The sequence below is a fragment of the uncultured Acetobacteroides sp. genome (assembly GCF_963667355.2).
GTDB lineage: Bacteria > Bacteroidota > Bacteroidia > Bacteroidales > ZOR0009 > Acetobacteroides.
This window is the reverse complement of record NZ_OY763328.2, coordinates 214,852-238,043: the sequence shown is the minus strand read 5'-3', so window position 1 is coordinate 238,043 and position 23,192 is coordinate 214,852. Positions and strand designations below refer to the sequence as shown.

The following is a 23,192-nucleotide window of genomic DNA, read 5'->3' as shown; positions in this document are numbered from 1 at the left end:
AAAACCCCGAAGGGGTGGTATTGCTATTCTGTCGAATTAAATAAGTATTGGGGATTATAGTCAATGGCGAATTTCTTTAAGAAATCTTCGTATTCTTCTTTAAATGTCTTTCTGTGATGATGTAGTTCTTGGTTCATCACATAATTATAAACTTGCTCCAATTGTGAATGGCTATATGAAAAAGCACCGAATCCTTCTTGCCATGAAAACTTCCCCTTTACAAAACCTTTCTTGTTGATGAAGTTTGAGGAGTTGTTCTTGATATCTCTTACTAAATCTGATATTGGCATTGATGGCTTTAGTCCTATAAGGATATGTATATGGTCAGGCATTCCGTTGACAATTATTGATTTTTGATCTTTGTTGGTAATTATTCCTGATATGTATCTGTAAAGTTCATCTTTCCACGTTTTACTAATAAGATTTTCGCGTCCTTTTACTGCGAAAATAATCTGAATGTAAATCTGCGTGAATGTTCCTGGCATGGCGGTAGCTTTAATTTCACCCCTTCAGGGTTTGGTTAAACATGTTATTTGTTTTCTACAATAATCTCATCCCTTCGGGATTTTGATGGTTGTTTTTTCTGAAATGGTAGATGTAATAAGGCTATTCCTTAGCGATTTGTTTAAGGTAAGGGCTAATTTTTCTCAATGTTACTGTTGTATTAGATTTTTGGGGACTTATGAAGGTTGGGTGGTGATGGATTTTATTTCACCCCTTCGGGGTTTAGTATAAAATGTTGTTTGTTTTCTACAATAATACCATCCCTTCGGGATTTTTGCGGTTGATGGTGCTGGTATGACGATGATTTTAATATTCTCTCTTTTGGCGGTGATTAATTATACGGGGTGTTTACTTCTATAGCATCATTTCTTCGGGATTTTGGTGCTGGTGTAAGCCTGAAGGGCTGGAATTATTGTAGAACGTGTATCAATTATGGGAACTAAAACCCCGAAGGGGTGGTATTGTTATTCTACCGAATTAAATAAGTATTGGGAATTATATCCGATGTCGAATAATTTTCTTCTATTACTCGCTTCTCATTAAGTATGATAGTTGATAAAGCGCGGTATGTTTCGCGCTTTATCTTTCAACTTTACTACTTTACCTCCGTAAGGTTCTGTATTGTTTGATTCTTGTCCTTGCTACTTTGCGATGATCCGAAGTAGAAGCTAAAGATCTGCGTCACTATGGCGCTAAGCACGCCAAGAATGTAAAGAACGATCTCCTTGGTGTTACCCTTTTCGCAGTAACCGAAGATTAGCGTGAAGAATAGGGCAAAGGTGAGCAGCGTTGTCCCAAGCGCTAGGTACGGACCTACATTCTTCGAGAGTTTGCTCGAACTGGCGCTGGTTTGTACGGTACTCGCCATGGCGCGTGCATCCTTAACATCGGAAAATACCTGTCCGGTTTCTTCGAGGTTAAGCTTGCGCATCTCTATTTGGTACTGCAGCTCGGCTTTCTTGATCTCGTTCTCGAGCTGCATCTTCTCTTCCTTGGTGGTAATAATATTGTCGACCACCCCACCTACGGCACTAACAATGTTTGAAGCACCGCTGCTAAATATTGATTGAAGGAATCCCATGGTTTTGGCTTTTGTTAGTTCTCATTCAGTGCTCGGCAAACCCATCCGTAGAAGTACTTCTTGCTGGTTGGGTTTCGCTTAATGATGCTGACATAGCGGGCAATCTTTGCCACGGTAAACGATGCGATAAAGTGATCGGGGTCGAAGCTGTTGATCATTTGCACCGACTGATTGCCGATAACTCCGTCCTTTTCGGCACCTACAACCAGCTGAGCCAATGAGGAACTGGTGCTAACGCCTGCATTAACGGCGAAATCGAAGATAGATGTTGCCACTTCCTGATTGGCGAGCTCGTCACCCTTAATTCGGTCCCAGTAGTTAACCTCATAGAACGATCTTACCGCTTCTTGCAACTCCGAATCCTTGTCGAGGTTGGCCGGAAAGCCCGATTGCCGCTTCAGCATGTCGATATGGAGCCAGCCATCCCACTTGCTGTTCATCTTTCGGGCTACTCCCTTGTAGGTTTCGCCACCGGGGTCGTCGGGATCGTTGACATACCCGCCTTCGTGGGATAAAACCCACTGCAATGCCTGTTCGTAGTTTGCCATAGTTTGATGTATTTTATCTAGATTTGATGTGTGTTAAAGATAGTCAATGATGTTAAATAAGAAAATTTAATGTGTTTCTATTTAAGTTGATGTTTTAAACGCTATTGTTTACCTATGTTGTTGTATTTTCAACTCTACCTTTTATTGCTACTTTTGGCATGTAAGCATTTTTGAAAATCTCTTTTAATCGTACTGTATAAGCCTTCTCGGTTATCCTTTTTATTCCGAGCTAGGGTTTGAAGTTCAAGGATGCTTAAAGTTATATTTTTGTTAACTTAAAGCGAATGCTGATCTACCTTTTGCAGATTGGCGGTTTTCCTGATATGCGATAAAACTATGAGGCTATTCGTAAGGGCAAGGCATTGGATGCTATTCCTGCTGCTGATTACACCTTCGCTTATATGCGAAATGCTACCGCTTACCGAGCTCGACTATAAATTCTCTAAGACTATAGTACAGTCTGTTTCCTTATTGGTGATATCCTTATGGTGCTATAGCGTAACTTCTTTCCTTAGAGGATATCTCGGTAAGGTTGGCTTGAAGCAGAAACGTATTATGGATTCGGTATTGGGCATTTTGCTGCTATTCTTACTCTTTTACCCGTTAAGCCGCTTATACGATACCGAGGTTGAGGCAGTATTGCCTTCGTGGGTCCTTGTTGGCTTTCAGGTTTTGCTGATAGCGCTATTCCTAGCAATGGTTTTCTACGGAGCAAGAGCGTTGGTAGCGTTAAGAAAAAAGGGTTGCGAAAATATCTTCGACATACTGTCGGAGATGCTCAACATTATATGGTTCCCCATTGGCATTTGGTGGATGCAGAATAGGGTTAACCGCTACTATAGCGAGATAAGCGAAAAGCAGCAGGTTGACTAATCGATTAGTTGTGGCTGTTGTATGTAGTATTTGCCGATGTTGTAACGGCTATGTTCCGATGTGTGGCAATCGAACTATTCAAATACAGGGCGCTAATCGTATTGAACGTTACTATTTATATTTAATATAGGGTATGAGGAACAATTTTTTGACGCAAAACGGCAAAGTACACTTTTTAGATAGCCATATCGATATTTGCTATGGCAAAAGAGATGTTGTAATGCATGTTACCCTGATTGTAATTTATTCTATTTGGGGATCAACGAAGCTGATGGATTACCTCGATAAGGGAAAGCCTCTCGATTTAGTGTTAGGGATTATGGTATTGGCTACTGCTGTTGCTTTTCTTTTTCGTGTTTTTGTTCAAATGCGAAATAGGAGTATCCCTTACGATACAATAAAGCAAGTTGTGATTAAGCGGCAACAGTATTTTAGAAGGATAAAGCTCCGAGTTGAGCTAGACCGTTCGTTAGGCAGGACTGTTTACTTCGATTTGAACGAGTACACCCTAGAAGACATTAAAGCTAATCTCTTAGAGAAGGGAGTCCCTGTTACTATTAAGGAGTAGGTCGGGGAATGGTACTTCGGCATTCTCCCAATTCGACTTTGCAGCAACCTATACCGATGTGCCATGCCGCAATTGGCAAAACCCTCTCTGCTAGAAAGCCATAAAAGCAGTTATTCCTTGGTATCCCCTTGCTTAGTTTCGTTTCCCAGCTGCTTTTGCCTGCCATCTTGTAGCGCCATTCCTATTTGCTTATACATCTATTATCGCTTATTTTGCATAATATCTTAACCCTTTAAGCATATGAATGAGCAGCACCAGCATACGGGCAATGGTACGCTTAAGCGCGATTTAGGTCTTTGGGCAGCCACCGCCATCGTTATCGGGAACATGATAGGTTCGGGCATATTTACAGCTCCCCAGTCGCTAGCGGCAACATCGAATCCCACATCGTCGATTATTGCTTGGTTAATCACCTCTGTTGGATCGCTATTCCTTGCGCTTGTCTTCGCAAAGCTCGGAGCCCTTTACCCACGCTCGGGAGGTCCTATCGTTTACACCCGACTTGCCTACGGAGAGTTTGCTGCCTTTCTCATTGCTTGGACTTTCTGGATCGGAATGTGGGTAGGTAACGCCGCAATCATTACGGCTGTTGTCCGATACCTTACCATCTTCTTCCCTGTTTTAGGAGCTAACGGGCTACTGGCATTTGTGGTCTCCTCTTCCATCCTATGGCTCTTCACGCTGATCAACCTAAAGGGCGTAAAGGAGGCAGGCTTTGTGGGAATCGTTACTACCGTTGCCAAGATTAGCGTTCTGATTGTTGTTATCGCGGTAGCCTTCTGGGGATTCAACTTCGACTTCTTCCAAACGTTATCTTCCTCTAAGCTTAGCGGGTTTGGCTCCATCCCCGTTGCGGTAGCCATCACCCTTTGGTCGTACATCGGGCTCGAGAGCGCATCGGTTACGGGGGGCGAGATAAAGAACCCGGCAAGAAACATCCGGCTCAGCACCATTCTTGGATTCTCCATCACCGCCATCATCTACATCCTCACCAGCTTTGCCGCCATGGGGGCTATGCCTCAAGGCGAGCTGGCCAACTCGACTGCCCCCATGTCCGATATCATCAACCGCATCACCGGAGGAACCTGGGGCGGATGGTTTATGGCGTTGGGCGTGATTGTTGCTGCCGGGGGCGCAACTTCGGGATGGATACTCACCACCGCGCGAAGCTCGTTTGCCGCCGGAGAAGAAAAGCTCTTTCCCTCATTCTTCGCGAGGGTGCACAAGCGCTTCTCTACGCCTTCGGTATCGCTCATCGTTTCGGGCGTATTGGCCAACGTGCTGCTCAGCCTTAACTACGTGCTCTCGCTTACCGAAGCGTTCAACTTTATGATTCTACTGGCCACGCTCGCCTTTCTACCCGCCTACAGCTTTAGCGCTGCGGCTCAAATCCTGCTTACCAATACTGAGGAGAAATCGTGGCGAAGGCTCCTGAAGGCTTCCATTATCCCGGCCTTAGCCTTTATCTACTGCGTATACACCACCTATGCCGCCGGCGCCGAGGTTGCCATGTACACCTTTATCCTGATGCTGCTGGGCATTCCTGTTTTTGTTGTGATGCGATTGCAGAATAGGCGGTAGCTGAGCCTGTTCCTAATGCTGGTTGACTAATTGGTATCCGCTATTCTTTATTGTCATACCGCTGGCGCTAAGTGTTCGATGGGTATATACGGCTATGTGGGCTGGTATATTGTCGAGGCTCTATGCAGGGCAGTGTTGGCTGTCATCCGTACGAATATTGTTGCTGCATTTTTCGGTTAAGCCGCGACGAATATTGTATTTGTCATGACAATTACTGTATTTGTTGAAGCAGATACTGTATTCGTTAAAGCAAATACTGTATTCGTTAAAGCAAATACTGTATTTGTTGAAGCAAATGCTGTATTCGTTAAAGCAAATGCTCTATTTGTTGAAGCATATGCTGTATTTGTTGAAGCATATGCTGTATTCGTTGAAGCAAATGCTGTATTCGTTGAAACAAATACTGTATTCGTTACAACATTTGCTGTATTTGCTTCAACTTTTTCGAATGCAGCAGCCTTCCTCTTAGTAAAGGTGGTGGCGCAGATGGCGTATAGAGGAGGTTCATTAGCCAGCAGTCGTCAAATGATGATCCATGCTGTTGGTTTCTTGCAAATTATTTCTACCTTAGTACGTAATCATATAGGCTAAACATATATGCAACCTTTGCTTGCACTAGGTTGAAGTTCTTGCCCAATATCGATGCTGCGATTCGCGAGTTATTCCCTTGTCTGCTTACGAATGGGGAGTCCTTCTACAGCGTATAGAGCGTTTCGATGGCATCTGCTGGTGGTTTCTGCTTTATGGGGCTTCGGCAGCAGGCAGTAGGCCGCTAGTGATAGGAATGAAGCGTTAGCCTATGCGCAGCTGGTTATCATAAAAACAACGAATACTATGGAAAACAACGTAAAGCTTCAGGACATTATTGACGCCAAGATGCTGGACGAGCGAAAGGTGTTCCTTTGGGGACAAATTGACGACGACTCGGCAAAGCAGGTTATCGAGCGGTTGCTCTACCTCGAGATGCTGGCTCCCAACAAGGAGATTCAGCTGATCATTAACAGCCCTGGTGGCTACGTAACCTCGGGTTTTGCCATCTACGACACCATCAAAAGCATCTCCAGCCCCGTTTCTACCGTATGCACCGGGTTGGCGGCTTCCATGGCCTCCATCATTCTTTCGGTGGGCGCTAAGGGGCGTCGTTTTGTGCTGCCCAATGCACGTGTGATGATCCACCAGCCAAGCGGAGGCGCGGGCGGACCTGCTATCGACATCGAGATACAGATGGAGGAGATCCTGAAAACGAAAAGGCTGGGAGCCGAAATCCTTGCAGCCAACTGCGGAAAGACCGTGGAGCAGGTGGAGAAGGATTTCAACCGCGACTACTGGATGTCGGCCGAGGAATCGGTTGCCTACGGTATCGTCGATGGTAAGCTCGACAAGCTGCAGTAGCATCTTGCCGCATACGTAAGCCCTACCGCTGCCGGCTATGCGCTGCTGGCGGAGGGCTTTGCTATATCCTACCTATTAAATATCGAAATATGAAGCATTGTATTGTAAAATCTGGTCTGCTTCTGGCATTGCTCACCTGCCTGCTTAGCGTAGCGGGCTACCCGCAGGCGGTAAGGGTTAGCGCCGATAGCCTCACCGCTTGCATATCGAGCTACATCGGAAAGAAAGTCGAAGTAGAGGGCGTCGTTGCCCACATGTGCGGCGTCGATGGCCGAAAGATGAAGATACAATCGGCTACTGGTGCCGAGGTTGAGGTTATTGCCAACGAGCAGCTGGGCTCCTTCGACTTTAGCCTTAACAAAAAGCGCGTGCGCGTTTGGGGTACTGTTAAGGAAGCTCGTATTGATGGTGCCTTTGCCGATAGGATGGAGCGCGATCAGGCGCTGCTCTGCAGCATCGACAGTAATCCGTGCAAGGATTCGGCTTGGGTCGAAAGGCAAAGGAGGAATGGTACAGCTACAGATCATTCGAGGCAGAGCATTGCCAAGCTGCGCGAGCGCATTGCCGCATCGGGCCGTGGCTACCTCTCCATTACCATTGTGGTTGCCGATAGGGTAGAGGTGGTAGAGTAAAAGGCTGAACGCGTAAGGGAATTAGCCGAAGGCTTCGCTCGTAATGGCGAGCCTGCTTGGTTGAATTACGGAAGGGAGCACCATTTTCGGTGTCCGCTAATCTATTTTGTACGGTATGAGATTAAGCATAGTAAAGCTGACTGTTATTTTTTGCCTCCTTCTATTTTTGGCGGCTGCCCACGAACGGCAACAGCACCTGGGCATCGATAGTACGACGAGGATGTTCTACGATTCGTTTAGGAGAATGCTAGAGCCAGCGCAGCTACAGGCTAACGAATGCCAAAGCCACATCGATTTCCCTTGGGAGAAGCTTCGAAGTTACAGCGCAAGTAGCCGTAGGGCAGCGCTCGATACGGTTGTTGCCCGTTGCCGATGCGAAAGGGTCGACGACAAGCTGGTACTCACCTCCTCCTTTCCTGCAGGCGTCGATGCCGATGAGCAGCTCTTCTCGATGAGTATTGCCCGCTACAGGCTGACTAACGAAAAGGGAGAGGCCGTTAAGCTTAAGCCCAGCGTTTGCACTACCGGCTTTGGCTACGAGCCTGCCTACCCCTTCAGGGGCGATGAAAGCGGCAGCACGGATGCTAATGGCGCAAGTAGGGTTACCGTAAGCGCTTCGACACTGCTAGAAGGTACTCCGGCAAATGTATCCGGCGCCCTGTCGGTTAGCTGTAAGCTGGCTACCGCATTCGACTACGTGAGGCTTACCCGTCAGCATGTTGGGAAGAATATTCGTTTAGGGAGCACAACGTTGCGGTTGCTATCGATGGATAAGGTAAGCGCCGTTGTAAAGGTGGTGTCGGGCAGGGGCGATTTCGACTACCTTATAACCCGCTCCAACAATTTGCCCTACCGTAACGGTATAACCTCGAGCATTAAGCTTGCGCAGCAGGACTACGACTATCTCGTCTCGGTTAAGGATTTTACGCTCGAGGCTTTTGCCCCTTACTTTCAAAAGAATAGGGAACGGCTTCTTCGCAAGGATTCGGTAAAGGAGCTGACGGTAATAAAGAGCGAGGGCGAAATCGTAAACCTTTACCTCTACAAGGTAAGCACGAGCATCGAGCAGGTTTTTGTGCTGCCGATTAGCGCATAAGCCGCCGCAAAACCTATTCGGGGCAGACTCGATAGGATGTTGCGCTTGGGTTGCTTACCCAGCCCCGCCTGCCAAACCTTAACGCAGGGGAGCAATATCACAAACCACCTGAGCAGCGCAGGTTACGCTGCGGCTAAATGAAATGTAAACAACAACCAATCTATTCTTCTGCTGATAAACGCAATCGCGTTACTCCTTGCGGATGATCTTGCTTCGGCATTCGAGGCAAAAGGTAGACGTTTGTGCTCATCGGGTAGTGACGATGCTTTATTGCTTTTGTGGTTGTCGATAGAGCAGAGGTGGTCAACTAGATTGCTTCAATAGCTGTTAGGTGCGATTCTTTCCTAAGCAGTATACGCTCTACTGAAGGGATTACTCCTGATTCATAGTTTTTGCCAATTCGGCTGTTATATCAAATTATCTCAAGCATTGATAGTGCCAATATTTAGCTATGCCTTTTTTAGGCATGGCTAATTTGGTTGCATAGAAGCATAGACCTTCTATGCTCATCTATTGTTGCGGCTATCGCTGTTGTTTGATGTTATTCTACAAGGGTATTGTCCCAATGGGGTTCTCTTAGCGACCTAAATTAAAATTCAATTAGGGTGTATTCTTTATGGTAAAGCATAGCATTATGCCTTTATGCCGCATCTGCTGTAGGAATTAAGGGGCGTAAGACTATTTGCGGAATTAACAAGGGGTGATTCTGTTTTAATGAAGGTTAAGTATTGTTTTATATTTGCTATATTTAACAAGTTAAACCTGCTGATTCTGACGGATGGTGTGAATAGTTGCTGGATTTTGGCAGCGTAACCAACGGTGGCATCAATATTCTATTTCATAAAAACCTTTTTAGTATGAAAAACATCTTAGCTGTATTTGGACTTTTGCTACTCGCAGCAAGCTGCGGGAATAAAGAGACAATCTACTTCGATAAGCCACAGCCCGAGAATGTTAGCGATCTGGATGGAATACCTTCTTCGTATATCGGTAGATATATCGGCAAAGACTCTTCTGTTTTAAGTATCGATAAAAGGTTAATTGTAAAGCAATCTGTAAAAGTGTGGGCTATTAGCAAGAACGAAATTGATACTTCTGAGGTTGTCTTTCTAAATGGGAATGTTGTTTTAGATAAAAAGAGAAATGAAAAGTATCGTACAAGGGTAACCAAGGATTCTATTTACCTATATGAAAATGTAAGGGACACGCTTTTTTCTTTAGACGATGGAAGTGTCATACGTAAGTATAAAAGGGTTTTAGTTTTGAATGAGAAGCATTCGGATGATCTTTGGAACGTTAAACTGCTAAAGCTTCGAGGAGGAGTTTTAAGAGTAATGGACATCGAGTCGAAGAAGATCTTTAATCGGCTCGCTGCAGAGTTGGATAACGAGGTTGTTAGAGATTCTGCTCAGAAGGATACCTTAAAGATGATACTAAAACCCACAAAGAAGCAGTTTAAGAAGATATTAAAGCTGGAGGATTCGCTGACAAAGAGTGAGTATAGAAAGGTAAGGTAGCGGATTTATCTCAATTATTTCGGATAGATCGTTAAGGTTGTTGATGTATATTTGCAAGCCTTTTTGCTAAACCTGCTGCAGAATAGGAGTAGGGATAAATCTCCTGCGCGAATCAGGTTACGCTGCAACAAAGTAAAATATACACAATAACCAATCTATCTTTCTATTTATGAAAAGAATCGCACTGATCCTTGCCGTTGCTCTTGCCTTGGCATTTGAGGCAAATGCTGGACGTGTTACCTCATCGGAGTGCATAAGTGTTCCATCGTCCGACACCTTAATCCATAAAGCCGATAGCGAGCAAGCAAGCGGCTTGGCCCATATAAGCAACGACACCACCTTCTCCGAAAAGCATCAAGATGCCACCCGTAAAAACGAAGGCTACACGAGCTTGGCCATGACGCGCGAGGCTTTTTCCGTAGGCTTTGGTCTTGGGATGGACTATGGCGGAATCGGAAGCAGCATCTCCTATTATTTTGCCCCCGATATTGCCCTATTCTTTGCAGGTGGATATGCTTTAGCCGACTTTGGCTATAATGTCGGGGCGAAGTTTCGGGTTACGTCAGGAGCCAAACCCGCTAAGGTCGTTCCCTATTTGCTTGGCATGTACGGCTATAATGCCGTGGTGCAGGTGAATAATAAAGCGGAGTATAGCAAGATCTTCTATGGGGTAACCTTTGGTGTAGGCATCGACTTCAAACCTTTTCGCACTGGTAGCGGATATTGGACGTTTGGCCTTTTAGTTCCTATTCGAGACTCGAAAGTTGATAGCTACATCGATGAACTTAAAAACGAGCATGGTGTAACGTTCGACAACGATCTTTTTCCTGTAGGATTCTCAGTTGGATACCGATTTGTTCTGGAGTAAAGCCTGTAGGTGATCTCTATTAGAATGACGGTAGTCTTTGCTTGTATCTAGTTGGATGCGAATAAAAAAAGTTGTTATTTTGATTCTAATATTTTTAAATCGAATAAAACGTTTCGCATGAAATTTACTAGAGCTGTTGGAATTGGTTTAGCATTTGGACTTCTTGCTACTGGTGCAGTTGCCCAGAAAAGGCAAAAGGTCGAGGCTACCGATATTATTCGGGAGATGCTTTATGCTCAGTATAAGGATTTATTTCAATCGGCAGGAACGCCAACCGCAGATACGCAAAAGGATTATGTTTATCCTTGGGCCAATGCGGTTGCGCCAACTGGTGCAGCGCTATCGGAAGCGCTCGATAGCCTTATGGGGAGATTTACCTGTACCAAAGGGGCAGACGAACTTCTGCTGAAGTCGAAGTTTCCTGCCAATGTCGATATCGACAGGGGTTGCTTTTCGATGAGGGTGGCTAATGTGCTGTTGAAAAATGAAAAGGGGCTGGCCGTAAGGGTAGATACAAGCATCAACTTCGTTCAGTTTGGAAGCGAGTTTAGCTCATCGTTTCAAACTGATAGCAGCGGCAATACAACATCTCAAAGCATAAGCAGGATTACCGTTGGACGTTCCATCGGATTAAAGGATAAGCCTAAAAAAATAGGAGGAACCATAACCGTTGCCTGTAGCCTTGCCGCAGGATACGACTACGTTAAGCTTACTTCTATGGATGTAGGTAAGGAAATCCGCTTAGGGGAGGTGACGTTAAGGCTCCTTTCGGTTAATGGTCCAACTGCTGTTGTTAAGGTGATATCGGGCAGCAACGATTTCAGTTACAAGGTGGCTAACTCGAACAACGAGCCCTACATGGGCATGTCCGCGAAGCTAAATTTCGCCCAGCAGGACTACGATTTCCTTTCACAGCCCAACGCATTAGATAAGGCCACCTTCGATGCCTACTACCTAAGCAACAAGGATCGAATGCTAAGCAAGGATGCCGTGCGCGACGTAGTTGTTATTAAGGGAGCCGGTCCCATTGGCAATCTTTACCTCTACAAGCCTGCTAGTAGGGTGACCCGTAGGGCTGAGGTTGTGGTGAACCTTTAATACGCTTCGCCCTAATTAGCGTAGGCGGGGGCAAATTGTGATTTGCTGCTGGTTAAAACGCAAAAAATAGGCTGCTATCGAATTCCGATGGTGGCCTATTGGCGTTTAATAGGCGTACTGCTTACAGCTAATTAGTTGCCAACAGCTTTCACGTGTGCTTATCCTGAGTATCTTTGTGGCTTAATAATTTACGACAACGAATGAAGTTCGAGGATTACCACATATCCGATCAGATAAAGAGAAACCTTAGCGAGCTAGGGTTCAAAAGGCCAACCGATATTCAGCATCGCTCAATTCCCCCCATCCTAAAGGGCGAAGATGTGCTTGCAATAGCCCAAACCGGAACCGGAAAGACGGCAGCCTTTGCCATTCCCGTTATTGATATGCTGCACGAGGATAAATCCTCCACCCGAACCGACGGAATCCGCTGCCTAGTGATGGCTCCTACGCGCGAACTTGCTATTCAGATCTCCATAGTCTTTAAGCAGCTGGCTCAGTTTACCCGCGTCTCAACCTTTTGCGTATTTGGCGGTGTGGAGCAGGATGCGCAGATTGCCCAACTCGAAAAGGGGATCGACATTCTGGTATCTACCCCTGGCCGAATGTTCGACTTGGTAAGCCAAGGCTACATCAAGCTCAACAAGGTAGAGGTACTTATCCTAGATGAGGCCGATCACATGCTCGATTTGGGCTTTGTTCGCGACATTCAGGATGTAATTAAGTTCCTTCCCCGAAAGCATCAAACGCTATTCTTCTCGGCAACCATCAACGAGTATATAAAGACGGTTGCTTACTCGCTAGTTCGTAACCCAATTCGAATTCAGGTTTCGCCTAAGGATCCGGTGGCAAAGAATATCACCCACTCAGTTATCTTTGTCGAGATGGACGATAAGCGATTCTTCCTAGAGCGCGTGGTAACCGAGAATCCCGAAAGCAAGATTCTTGTATTCGTTCGCACAAAGGTACGAGCCGAGCGCGTTTGCAGCGCAATGGATCGGGTAGGCATAAAAGCCACCACCATTCATGGAGATAAGGAGCAGCAGGAACGTAGCGAGGCTATGGCAAGGTTCCGCAGCGGCGAGGTAAAGCTCCTAATTGCTACCGATGTCAGCGCTCGCGGTATCGATATTCCTGATGTCGACTACGTGGTTAACTACGACTTGCCCGATAAGCCCGAGAACTACGTTCACCGTGTCGGTCGTACCGGCCGAGGCAAGCAAAAGGGGCTTGCAGTTTCGTTCTGCAGCACCGAGGAGAGGAATATCCTAAAGGAAATAGAAGCATTCTTGGACAAACCGATTACCGTTAAGGAGGTAACCCGTAAGGATTATGCCGAAACCATCGACTTTTCGAGCGATGGCAGCGACGACTGGCGCGGATTGCTGCGCGAGGCTAACCAAATGGATGCAGGTAAGCCTGCGAAGGCAAAAACTCGCTCAAAAGCAAAGGCTGCTAAGCCCAAAAAGAAGGATAACAATAGGTGGTAAAAAATAGGATCGCCTTCCACAACGGAAGGCGATTTGCTTTTCTATAAATGGGGGTGTCCTCGCTGATTGTTGTGCGGTTCTACTTAATGGTGGCAATGGTTTTCCGAACATCAAGGGTTTCATCTTTCATCCCATTGCTCTTTACGGTGCTGTAGAGCGACTCTAGCGTGCTTCGTAGGTTGTCCGCACTGTACGAGGCCATAGGATTTCCCTTTAACTGCTTCATCTTCCGGTATAGGTCGAGGGCTGGTTGAGCCTCCCCTTTCGATAGAAGGGTTGCCATGTCGCTTAGTAGCCCAAATAGGATATCATCAGATAAGCTGCGGAGCTGGTTCTTGTTGCTGATCTGATCGTATAGGGTTCCATACCAGTCTATCTTCGAAGTGGTGCTTTCCGATTTCGTTAGCCTTTCAAGAAGCTTGCTGCAGAGCTCCTGATAGAAGCTGCTGCATCCGCTGAAGCTGTTTAGCACGCTATCCTTAGCCATTAGCACGTTGAGGGTGTTTAGCACATCGGCGGGCTTGCTGTTTAGGATGGCGTTTGAGCTGTGATCGTTTACTAGCGTATAGTACTTAAGGCGGTTGATGGTTGTTGCCTTCTGTTCAGTAGGGTTTAGCGCTAAGGCATCGTTTGCAAAGGCAAGGTAATATCTGGTTGCATTCGTCGGATTATCGCATTTTGCAAACAGGTACTCAACTAGGTGGTTGTATTCCTTCGGAGAGGTTGAGTACATCGTAAGGAAGTAGAGCAACTTAAAGTTCTCCTCGATGTTGTGCCTATCCGATTGCAGCTCTTCTGTTATGTAGTTCTCAATAAAGTTCGATTTGAGGAGCTTGCTGTCGAGTAGGTCTACCTTTATTAAGGTGTAGAGGGTCTCCATGTCGCTTGTCTTCTCGGGATTCTTGGTTAGTTGGTTGTAGTAGATGAGCCCGGCAATGCTGCGGTAGCTAAAAACGGTGGCCGAGTTGTTCATCACCAGGTATAGACTGTCTAAATTCTGGCTGAGCTCCGATTCGTGAAGGATTTTCGACTGAACTAGCTGCCTAAAGTAAGCCTGCTTTTCGTCATTCGTAACAATGCGTAGAGGATTGCTGTTCGAGAATGGGGGATCGAAGATGCAGAGGTTGCTTCCCCAAGTAAAGCCCATCTCCATGCTATTCCGCTTTTTGTTTACGTAGATGTAGCTCTTGATATCCTTCTCCGCAAGTAGTAGCGAATAGGTAACGGCGGCGGTTATACCGCTAAAACTTTTGCAGTAGGCGGTAAGGGGCATTGTTGAGTAGGGGTCGTAGCTAAGGAGGTAGTCGTTGTGGATGGCTTTAAGAAAAGCGTCCATTAAAGATTTACCTTCCTGCCCATATTTAGACGGAAGCAGCCGTAGCAAGGCGGCAGTTTGCTTTATCGAGCTCATAAACGAAGCCTCGATATCGCCCATGTCGGGAGTTGTTGGGGCAAAGAGCATGCCTAACGGGGTTGCTGTGTTGTTGGCAACCTTAGCGAAGGTCGCTTTTTCGTTTGGACTGTTGTATTTAATATGATTGGCGAGCTCTATTCTGTTTTTCTGACCGTAGGTTAAGCTACAGCAGACGACAGTGCAGAAGAGTAGGGCGGTTAACTTCTTCATCTTTTAGTTGAATCCTAAATTTCTACGAGGAGTTGGCTGTGGCTGCTTGCCTTGTAAGGTTATTGGCTGACGCTACTTCTCAGCGGTGAGCATAAAAAGAATGCCGCTGTTGGTTAAGCCTTTTGCCAAAAACACGAAGTGCTCTCGGGCTTGCCTTTTTATCCTAATGCTGCTTCCTATAATGAGCAGCTTCTTGTTGCCTTTAACCATGTTGTACTGGGCAACGTATGGCTTTGGGGATATGCTAAAATGGTAGGTGCTTGTCGAGTTGGTGTAGTCGTTATCAACCTCTATGTTGAACCGATACCTAATAGGTTTTCCCTCGATGAATTCGGTAAGGCCAACCATGTCGCCATTGTTGTAGGCCTCTTCGGCAACCTTCCTGCCATCAATGTTAAACCTAGTCGTCTTTTTATCATGAACCCCCATTTTATAGGTTCCCTCCTCAAAGAGCCTCCCATTTACAAAGTAGATCCTATATGGGCCATTAGATTTACCGTTTTTGTAGAACCATATCTTCTTTAGGTTGCCGTTGTCGTAGTACTCAACATACTTGCCATTAAGAGTGCTGTCGCTTATTTCCGCTGTCGATTTTAGTATGCCGTTATCGAAGTAGCATTTTGCGATACCCTTACTAAGATCTCCCTCTACCACCTGATACTTTGTTCCATTGACAGAAATGGAGTCGTGAGGGGCGTTGCAGGATAGCAATGCGGATAGGAATAGTAGGTAAAAAGCGCGTTTCATGTTATTTAGGTTAATTCGTATAAAATTAGTGCTTAATAGTTTATTTGTAAAGTGTTTTTGTTTGATGATTGAATTTATGTGAAATATTTTCTGGTTTCCACCTGCTTTTATCCCATCGTAGGCAATATATTGTAACGGAGAACGTAAAGGCTTCCTGCTGCGGGTAATAAAAAGAGGCTGTTCATGCATTTCATACGGCCTCTTTTTCTGTCTTTATTAATCGTATCCCTGTTCGAGAATACATTCATATATTCGATTTCTCCCAAGGCGAACAGCCGATTAGGGCCGCCTCTTTGTTGTTTGTTTCTATTCTTATTAGAGATGCAGCCCAAATTTGAAGGCTGTTTCTTTTGATGTAGAATAGGTGTAATGCCAAGTAGCGAAATGTCGCCGCTATAGGCTTAGTAAAACCGTTCTTCATCTGATATGCTACTTTGCCATTCGTTGTAGGTTGCCCTTGGAGCAGCCTCTTCTTTTAGGTATGCTGCCTATGTTGTATCTTTTTGACTATATGGCATGATATATCGGCATTCGGACAGCTCTCTCTGAATCTTTTTGTAGTTTTATTGCTCCTAACAAAAAAGAATCTTTATAATGAGAGCACGTTTACTAGGATTGGCCCTGCTGTTTCCCTTCTGGGCTAGCTCGCAATCGCTAAAGCCAGCCGACATCTTTGGGTCGGGCATGGTACTTCAGCAAAAGTCGGCAGCTTCGGTTTGGGGAAGGGCGCTTCCTAATGCAAAGGTCGAGGTGGTAGCCTCGTGGGGCGCCAAGGTTTCTTCTATTTCCGATGGACAAGGAGCCTGGAAGGTGGCCATTAAAACACCTAAGGCTGGAGGTCCTTACCAGATAACCATTAAATCGGGAAAGGAGAGCGTCTCCTTAAGCGACGTTCTGGTTGGAGAGGTTTGGGTTTGCTCCGGGCAATCGAACATGGAAATGACTTTAGCCGGATGGCCGCCCGTTGATACCATTCGGAACTCGGCAAAGGAAATTGGTGAGGCAAAATACCCTAACCTTCACTTTTTTACAGTTGGGCGCTGCTTCTCTGGCGATAAGCAGGAGGGGCTTAAGGGTAGCTGGATGGCTTGCTCGCCTCAAACCGCGAAGACTTTGAGCGCAACCGCCTACTTCTTTGGGCGTAAGCTGCAAAAAGAGCTTAAGGTGCCCGTCGGATTAATAGTAACTGCGTGGGGTGGTACCGCAGCCGAGGCTTGGGTTGCCCCTGCCTTCATAAAGCAGCATCCCGACTATGCGAATGTACTGGAAGGCTATCCAAAAGCTATTAAGCAGCAGGAAGAGTACGCCAAGTGGCTTGCCACGCACCCTAAGGTTGTCCTGAGTAGCACTCTACCCGAAGAGGAAAGGTGGAAGAACCTCGACTTTGGTGATGCCCAATACGCCAGTGCTGCCTACAACGATACGCAATGGAAAAGCATGATGCTCCCTCGAAGCTTCGAGTCGGAGACTGGCGATTTCGATGGCGTGGTATGGTTTCGTAGGACGATAAGCATCTCGAAGGAGGACGCCCTGAAGCCTGCGCTGCTTAACCTAGCAAAGATTGACGATATGGATAGGGTTTACGTTAACGGCACGTTGGTAGGCGCCACCGAAACACTTGGCGCTTGGCAGGTGCAGCGTAAGTACGCCATCCCCGAAGGAGTCTTAAAGGAGGGCGATAACGTAATTGCCGTAAGGGTAGTCGATAACTCTGGTGGTGGTGGTATCTGGGGCGATAGCGATATGCTTTCGGTTGGAATAGGAGAAAAGAAGATTGCGCTTGATGGTAGCTGGAAGTATCTTCCTATTGCCCAGCTAAAGGATGGTGCCTTCTATCTGTTCGACGATGCTGAATTTGCCGTACGCCCTAAGCTCGATGTGGCCATTGGGCCTAATAGCCCCGCAATGCTATTCAACGGGATGGTGAATCCGTTAATTCCGTTTACGATAAAAGGAGCCATTTGGTATCAGGGCGAAGCCAATATTGGAAGGGCGGAGCAGTACTGCACGCTGTTTCCTTTAATGGTGGAGAGCTGGCGTAAAAGTTGGGGAATCGGAAGCTTTCCGTTCTACTATACTCAAATAGCGCCTTACGCCTATTCGGGTGTAGCTAACCGCGAGTCTGCCTACATCCGCGAGGCTCAACGACGTGCTCTGGCAACACCTAATACCGGCATGGCCGTTACAATGGATATTGGAAGCGTTAAGACGATCCATCCAAGCAATAAGGTTGATGTTGGCGACAGGTTAGCGCGGCTGGCGTTGGCTGGCAGCTACGGCAAGGGGGTTGCCGCCAATGGTCCCCTGTTTAAGGGAGCAACGTTTGGTAATGGTAAGGCCGTTGTCGAGTTTTCCTATTCCGATGGCCTGAAAATAACAGGTACAGCAACGGATGAGTTCGAGGTTGCGGGTGCCGATGGCCTTTTTGTTCCTGCTGAGGCTAAGGCTGTGGCAGGTAGGGTAGAGGTTTATAGCGCTAAGGTGCCCAATCCTTCCTTGGTGCGATATGGTTTTAGGAACGGTTCGTCGTCGATACTCTCTAACGGTGCGGGATTGCCTGCATCGACATTTACCACCGAAAAGGTTTTAAAGTAGCCTAGATAAAAGAAAAGCCAGACTAAGCAGTCTGGCTTTTCTTTTATGCTTTATTCGTTAGCTGGCGCTGCTACTTCTTTGCCGTAAGCTGGAATGGAATATCGTACTGCGAAATGCCTTTTGCAACGAACACCATTGGACCACTCTGTACCTGATGCGTTGTGAAGGTGTTGCCATCGAGCAGGTAGTTGTCGTTTCCCTTCTTAAGGTAGAACTCGGCGAGCTTAGGGGCTGGCGTAACGCTTAAGTGGTAGGTCGTTTCGGACATGAACTTGTTGCCAGTTACCTTTACCTCGAGGTGGTAGCTTAGAACCTTGCCTCGCTTGTACTCGGTGAGGCTTAGCATGTCTCCGTTTTTGTAGTTGGCCTCTATTGTCTTGCTTCCATCGGGATTAAACTCGGTGAATGGGCCATCAAGGAAGCCCTTTTTGTAGAACGATTGCCTAAATAGGCGTCCGTTGTTGTAGTACATCTTTAGCGGACCATCCGTTTGCCCTTCTTTGTAGTAGCATTCTTTCTTCACCTTGAAGTCTTCGTAGTACTCTAGGTACTTGCCGTTAAGCGTTCCGTTGGCAATCTCGACGGTAGCCTTTACGTTTCCATTATCGTAGAAGCATTTGCCGACGCCCTTTTCGAGGCTGCCATCTACCTTGTACTTTATGCCGTTAATGGTTAGCGTATCGTGCGACTGGCTACAGCCAAACAGGAACAACGATAGCGCAATGGAGATACAGATATTTCTCATAAAAAGTGGAGTGTATTTTTTTGATAAATGTAGCATCTAATGCCAATATTGCAATGTTTTGCGGAGTGATGGGGCAATTATTTTTTTGTTAGGGCTTACCGTATTCGTATTATTTTTCTACTTTTGGGGCGATCAGAATGGTAATATGAAACTGAATACTACTTCAAAGCTGATATTCCGTAACCTGAAGAACAGAGATGCTTTCTGTTCCTAACTTTCTTTTGAGGCTGCCTTTCTAGCGCCTCGTCTACCTTTATCGACTTATTTTCTCAGCTGACGTTGGCCTCGTGCTAGCGCGTTTTGCTGTACACGTTAATCCTAATAAAACATACCTATGGAACTTCCATTTGCAGAATCGTACAAAATTAAGATGGTAGAGCCCATTCGCCGCTCTACCCGCGAAGAGCGTGAGCGCTGGATCAAAGAGGCTCACTACAATCTGTTTGGCATTAAGAGCGAGTACGTGTTTATCGACCTGCTTACCGACTCGGGCACCGGCGCCATGAGCGACAGGCAGTGGAGCGCCATGATGCTGGGCGACGAAAGCTACGCTGGTGCTACCTCGTACTTCAAAATGAAGGAGGCCATCTACAACATCCTTGGCTTTCCTTACTTCCTGCCAACCCATCAGGGGCGCGCTGCCGAGAATGTGCTCTTCTCGGTGCTGGTGAAGGAGGGGAGCTACATCCCTGGTAACTCGCACTTCGATACCACCAAGGGGCATATCGAATTCCGCAAGGCGCATGCCATCGACCTTACCATCGACAAGGCGTCGAATACCCAGCTCGAAATTCCGTTTAAGGGGAATATCGACCTAAATAAGCTGGAGCTCTTCCTAGAGGCGCATCCCGCAAGCGAGGTGCCCTTCATCTGCATGACCATTACCAACAACACCGCAGGCGGGCAGCCCGTATCGATGGAGAACCTTCGCGGTGCTAGCAAACTGGCAAAGAAGCATGGCATTCCTATGCTGTTCGACTCGGCTCGCTTTGCCGAAAATGCCTACTTCATCAAAACTCGCGAGAAGGGGTATGCCGATAAGTCCATCAAGGAGATCGTGAAGGAGATGTACCAGTACGCCGACTACATGACCATGAGCTCGAAGAAGGATGCCATCGTGAACATGGGCGGCTTTATCGGCTTTAAGGACGAGGAGACCTACAAGAAGGCTACCGTATTCAACATCATGTACGAGGGCTACGTAACCTACGGCGGCATGAGCGGCAGGGACATGAATGCCCTTGCGGTTGGCCTCGATGAGGGTACGGAGTTCGATACGCTCGATACCCGCATCCGCCAGGTTGCCTACCTTGGTCAAAAGCTAGATGAGTATGGCATTCCCTACCAGCGTCCTGCCGGTGGTCACGCCATCTTTGTTGATGCCAAAAGGATGCTTCCTAACGTGCCTCGCGAGGAGTTCCCTGCTCAGACCTTGGGCGTGGAGCTGTACCTCGAAGCGGGCATCAGAGGGGTAGAGATCGGCGCCATTCTTGCCGACCGCGATCCTGAAACCCACGAGAACCGCTACCCCGAGCTGGAGCTGCTCCGCCTTGCTATCCCACGCCGTACCTACACCAACAACCACATGGATGTTGTTGCAGCTGCGCTGAAGAACGTGTTCGATAGGCGCGAGAGCATCACCCGCGGGGTGGTAATTACCAAGGAGGCGCCAATCCTTCGCCACTTTACCGTTGAGATGGAAAAAGCGCAGTAGGGCTTAGCCTAGCATAATATTAGAAAAGGGAAGAACCGCATCGGGTTCTTCCCTTTTTTTATGGTTGGCTTACTCCGTGGAATGGTTGTAGCGCCTACCCGGGATGTCGGGTAGAACTAATCGGAACCGAAATCGTCCGCCCGAGATGTCGGGCAGAGCTAATCGGAACCGAAATCGTCCGCCCGAGATGTCGGGTAGAGCCAATCGGAACCGAAATCGTCCGTCCGAGATGTCGGGTAGAGCTAATCGGAACCGAAATCGTCCGCCCGAGATGTCGGGCAGAGCTAATCGGAACCGAAATCGTCCACCCGAGATGTCGGGTAGAGCCAATCGGAACCGAAATCGTCCGTCCGAGATGTCGGGTAGAGCTAATCGGAACCGAAATCGTCTACCCGAGATGTACGGAGGTCTAATCGGAACCCGAAACACCTACCGTACTTGCCCGACGGAGGGTATTCATATACCGCAAAGGGGCTGCCTATAGCTTAGGCAACCCCTTTGGTTTTATCTATCCTGCCGATGAGGGCAGCGTTGGACTACTTGTACTTTACCTTAATCAGGTAGAACGAGCGTCCGTCGAGCGTTAGCGTAAGCTTGCTGCCCGCAACCTTAACGGCTGCTGGCTTGGGCGCAACCTTGGTGGGGGTGTCTAGGGTGTTGTAGTCGGCTAGGTTTTGGGCCTGCATCACCTGGCAGCTGGCCGATTTTGCATTTACCGATACTCCCTTAACCTCTATCTGGGTAGCCTTTGCGCTGGCGCTGGCGTTGGCCACCTTTACGATAAGCTCGTGGCTCTTTTGGTCGATAACCGAGCTGGCGTAGAGGCTGTCCTTACCGGCTACAGCCGCGCCGCCGCACAGGATGGGCACCACGTTAGTCCCCTTGTTGTTGGCGAAGGCCTTCTGCACGTAGTAGCTGGGAGTTCCAAACGAGCGGAGGTTGTCGAACCAAATCAGGTCGGGGTTCCACTGCCACGCCTCGATGTGGGCGAACAGCGGGGCGTACGAGGCCATGTGTACCACGGCTGCATTGCGCTCTAGCCCGGTCATCAGCGCGGCCTCCGAGAGGGCAGCCTCCCAGTTGTTGCGCGATTCGGGGGCGGTTCCTCCCTTGGTGTGCGAGGCGTACTCTCCGGCAAACACCTTTGGCCCCTTGCGGTCGTAGCTGTCGTAGCGGCTGGCGTTTTTGTAGAACCACTCGGGGCTCTGGTAGTAGTGCTCATCGACTAGGTCGCCGTTGAGTGCCTTGAGCTCCTTCCAGAGGTAGTCGAATCGGTCGCCGTCGGGCGATGGGCCCGAGCTAGCCACCAGCTTAATGTTGGGGTACTTCTCCTTTAGGGTCTTGGCAATAACCTTATATCGGTCCACGTACTGCTCGTCCCACTGCTCGTTGCCCACGCCAAGCATCTTTAGGTTGAAGGGGGCAGGATGGCCCATCTGGGCGCGTAGGCTGCCCCACTTGGTGGTTGCATCGCCGTTGGCAAACTCAATTAGATCGAGCATATCCTGCACGTAGGGCTCCAGCTGGTTCATAGGCACTACCTCGCCCGTGTTGTACTGGCAGGCCATTCCGCAGTTGATGATGGGCAGCGGCTCGGCGCCAATATCCTCCGAAAGCAGGAAGTACTCGTAGAAGCCAAGGCCGTACGACTGGAAGTAGTCGGGGGCTGGGCGCCAGCTGAACTCCGTATTCCAGCGGTTGATAATCTGCTTGCGCTCCTCCACCTTGCCTACGGTGGTCTTCCACTGGTAGCGGTTGGCCAAGTCGCGGCCCTCCACGATACATCCCCCAGGGAAGCGGACGAAGCCCGGCTTTAGGTCGTAGAGCAGCTGCACCAGGTCGGCGCGCAGCCCGTTGGGCCTATTCTTCCAGGTGTGATGGGGGAACAGCGACACCATGTCGATGTCTACCGATCCCTTTCCGGTGAAGATGATGTTGAGGCGGGCCTTGGCGTCGGTAGCCTTGCTGGTAAGCGAGGCGGTGTATTGGTTCCAGCCGTCCTTGAAGCCATCGAGGGAGCACTCGCCGATTTTCTTGCCATCGGCGCTAACCAGCTCAACGGTTAGCTTCACGGGGGAGTTTTCGCTGTTGCGGACCAGTATCGAGAAGTTGTACTGCTCGCCCTCCTTCACGCCCATTCCGCGGAAACCCTCGTTGGTAAGGCCGAACCCGCCATTGGCGGCATCAACGGTTACATGCGCAAAGCGGGGGTTGTTGATGTGGGCATCGCCTCTATTCTCAATAAGAACCTTTCCGGAGGCGTTGCCGGTTTTTAGCTCCTTCCAGCCCATCATGGGGGTAAGGAATTCGAACGAGCGGTTCTTTACCAGCTCGGCGTATATTCCGCCATCGGCGGCAAAGTTGATATCCTCGAAGAAGATGCCCCACATGGATGGCTGAATTTCGGCAACGGGCTTGTTGGCCTCTACCGTCAGCTTTACCGGCTGTGCCGATAAGGCCTGGGGCACCCCCAGCGATACCAGCGCAAGGGCGGCTGCATAAATTGATGTTCTTTTCATGTG

At 48.0% G+C, this 23,192-nt stretch carries 21 protein-coding genes; 13 read left to right on the top strand and 8 right to left on the bottom strand.

Translation table 11 applies throughout. The features are described from left to right. Positions 1–23: 23 nt before the first annotated feature. The 3 genes from tnpA to ACHZA1_RS01000 all read right to left on the bottom strand — a co-directional run bounded on the left by tnpA (position 24) and on the right by ACHZA1_RS01000 (position 2,133). Entirely contained in the window at positions 24–485 is a 462-nt protein-coding gene (gene tnpA / locus ACHZA1_RS01010; protein ID WP_320053378.1) for an IS200/IS605 family transposase, read from the bottom strand. A 614-nt stretch (positions 486–1,099) separates the two neighbouring features. Continuing rightward, positions 1,100–1,585, bottom strand: a complete 486-nt coding sequence (locus ACHZA1_RS01005) for a hypothetical protein (RefSeq protein WP_320053377.1) — start codon at positions 1,583–1,585, stop codon at positions 1,100–1,102. Positions 1,586–1,599: 14 nt separating this feature from the next. Then, complete coding sequence (locus ACHZA1_RS01000; RefSeq protein WP_320053376.1) at positions 1,600–2,133, bottom strand: glycosyl hydrolase 108 family protein; 534 nt, start codon at positions 2,131–2,133, stop codon at positions 1,600–1,602. A 336-nt stretch (positions 2,134–2,469) separates the two neighbouring features. Between ACHZA1_RS01000 and ACHZA1_RS00995 the strand changes: the two genes are divergently transcribed. The 11 genes from ACHZA1_RS00995 (at position 2,470) to ACHZA1_RS00945 (ending at position 13,245) form a co-directional block, all read left to right on the top strand. Continuing rightward, complete coding sequence (locus ACHZA1_RS00995; protein WP_320053375.1) at positions 2,470–3,006, top strand: hypothetical protein; 537 nt, start codon at positions 2,470–2,472, stop codon at positions 3,004–3,006. 133 nt (positions 3,007–3,139) lie between these two features. Further along, positions 3,140–3,574, top strand: coding sequence for a hypothetical protein (locus tag ACHZA1_RS00990; RefSeq protein ID WP_320053374.1), 435 nt, complete (start codon positions 3,140–3,142; stop codon positions 3,572–3,574). Between the two features lie 240 nt (positions 3,575–3,814). Next, on the top strand, positions 3,815–5,155 hold the full coding sequence (locus tag ACHZA1_RS00985) for an amino acid permease (protein WP_320053373.1): 1,341 nt from the start codon (positions 3,815–3,817) through the stop codon (positions 5,153–5,155). Between the two features lie 204 nt (positions 5,156–5,359). Beyond that, entirely contained in the window at positions 5,360–5,746 is a 387-nt protein-coding gene (locus tag ACHZA1_RS00980; RefSeq protein WP_320053372.1) for a hypothetical protein, read from the top strand. 243 nt (positions 5,747–5,989) lie between these two features. Then, positions 5,990–6,547, top strand: a complete 558-nt coding sequence (locus ACHZA1_RS00975) for an ATP-dependent Clp protease proteolytic subunit (RefSeq protein ID WP_320053371.1) — start codon at positions 5,990–5,992, stop codon at positions 6,545–6,547. An 89-nt stretch (positions 6,548–6,636) separates the two neighbouring features. Continuing rightward, positions 6,637–7,179, top strand: a complete 543-nt coding sequence (locus ACHZA1_RS00970) for a hypothetical protein (protein ID WP_320053370.1) — start codon at positions 6,637–6,639, stop codon at positions 7,177–7,179. Between the two features lie 115 nt (positions 7,180–7,294). Next, complete coding sequence (locus ACHZA1_RS00965) at positions 7,295–8,275, top strand: hypothetical protein (protein ID WP_320053369.1); 981 nt, start codon at positions 7,295–7,297, stop codon at positions 8,273–8,275. A gap of 857 nt (positions 8,276–9,132) precedes the next feature. After that, positions 9,133–9,792: a hypothetical protein gene (locus ACHZA1_RS00960; protein ID WP_320053368.1), complete on the top strand. Its 660-nt coding sequence runs from the start codon at positions 9,133–9,135 to the stop codon at positions 9,790–9,792. Positions 9,793–9,961: 169 nt separating this feature from the next. Next, positions 9,962–10,660, top strand: coding sequence for a hypothetical protein (locus ACHZA1_RS00955; RefSeq protein WP_320053367.1), 699 nt, complete (start codon positions 9,962–9,964; stop codon positions 10,658–10,660). A gap of 117 nt (positions 10,661–10,777) precedes the next feature. Then, the gene (locus ACHZA1_RS00950; protein ID WP_320053366.1) at positions 10,778–11,758 is read left to right on the top strand and encodes a hypothetical protein; all 981 of its coding nucleotides are present in this window, start codon (positions 10,778–10,780) and stop codon (positions 11,756–11,758) included. Positions 11,759–11,958: 200 nt separating this feature from the next. Then, on the top strand, positions 11,959–13,245 hold the full coding sequence (locus ACHZA1_RS00945; protein ID WP_320053365.1) for a DEAD/DEAH box helicase: 1,287 nt from the start codon (positions 11,959–11,961) through the stop codon (positions 13,243–13,245). Positions 13,246–13,324: 79 nt separating this feature from the next. On the opposite strand, the gene ACHZA1_RS00940 is transcribed toward ACHZA1_RS00945, so the two are convergent. Both ACHZA1_RS00940 and ACHZA1_RS00935 read right to left on the bottom strand, forming a co-directional pair. After that, positions 13,325–14,869, bottom strand: a complete 1,545-nt coding sequence (locus tag ACHZA1_RS00940; protein WP_320053364.1) for a hypothetical protein — start codon at positions 14,867–14,869, stop codon at positions 13,325–13,327. Positions 14,870–14,941: 72 nt separating this feature from the next. Beyond that, positions 14,942–15,616 (bottom strand): hypothetical protein, encoded by a 675-nt coding sequence (locus ACHZA1_RS00935; RefSeq protein WP_320053363.1) that lies wholly within the window; start codon positions 15,614–15,616, stop codon positions 14,942–14,944. Between the two features lie 594 nt (positions 15,617–16,210). Between ACHZA1_RS00935 and ACHZA1_RS00930 the strand changes: the two genes are divergently transcribed. Further along, positions 16,211–18,211, top strand: coding sequence for a sialate O-acetylesterase (locus tag ACHZA1_RS00930; protein WP_320053362.1), 2,001 nt, complete (start codon positions 16,211–16,213; stop codon positions 18,209–18,211). A gap of 70 nt (positions 18,212–18,281) precedes the next feature. Here the strand turns inward: ACHZA1_RS00930 and ACHZA1_RS00925 are convergent, their stop codons facing one another. After that, positions 18,282–18,956: a hypothetical protein gene (locus tag ACHZA1_RS00925; protein ID WP_320053361.1), complete on the bottom strand. Its 675-nt coding sequence runs from the start codon at positions 18,954–18,956 to the stop codon at positions 18,282–18,284. Positions 18,957–19,290: 334 nt separating this feature from the next. Between ACHZA1_RS00925 and ACHZA1_RS00920 the strand changes: the two genes are divergently transcribed. Then, positions 19,291–20,670, top strand: a complete 1,380-nt coding sequence (locus ACHZA1_RS00920) for a tryptophanase (protein WP_320053360.1) — start codon at positions 19,291–19,293, stop codon at positions 20,668–20,670. A 69-nt stretch (positions 20,671–20,739) separates the two neighbouring features. Here the strand turns inward: ACHZA1_RS00920 and ACHZA1_RS00915 are convergent, their stop codons facing one another. Next, positions 20,740–21,099, bottom strand: coding sequence for a hypothetical protein (locus ACHZA1_RS00915; protein WP_321427036.1), 360 nt, complete (start codon positions 21,097–21,099; stop codon positions 20,740–20,742). 107 nt (positions 21,100–21,206) lie between these two features. Then, positions 21,207–23,189, bottom strand: a complete 1,983-nt coding sequence (locus ACHZA1_RS00910; RefSeq protein ID WP_320053358.1) for an alpha-L-arabinofuranosidase C-terminal domain-containing protein — start codon at positions 23,187–23,189, stop codon at positions 21,207–21,209. Between the last annotated feature and the right edge of the window lie 3 nt (positions 23,190–23,192).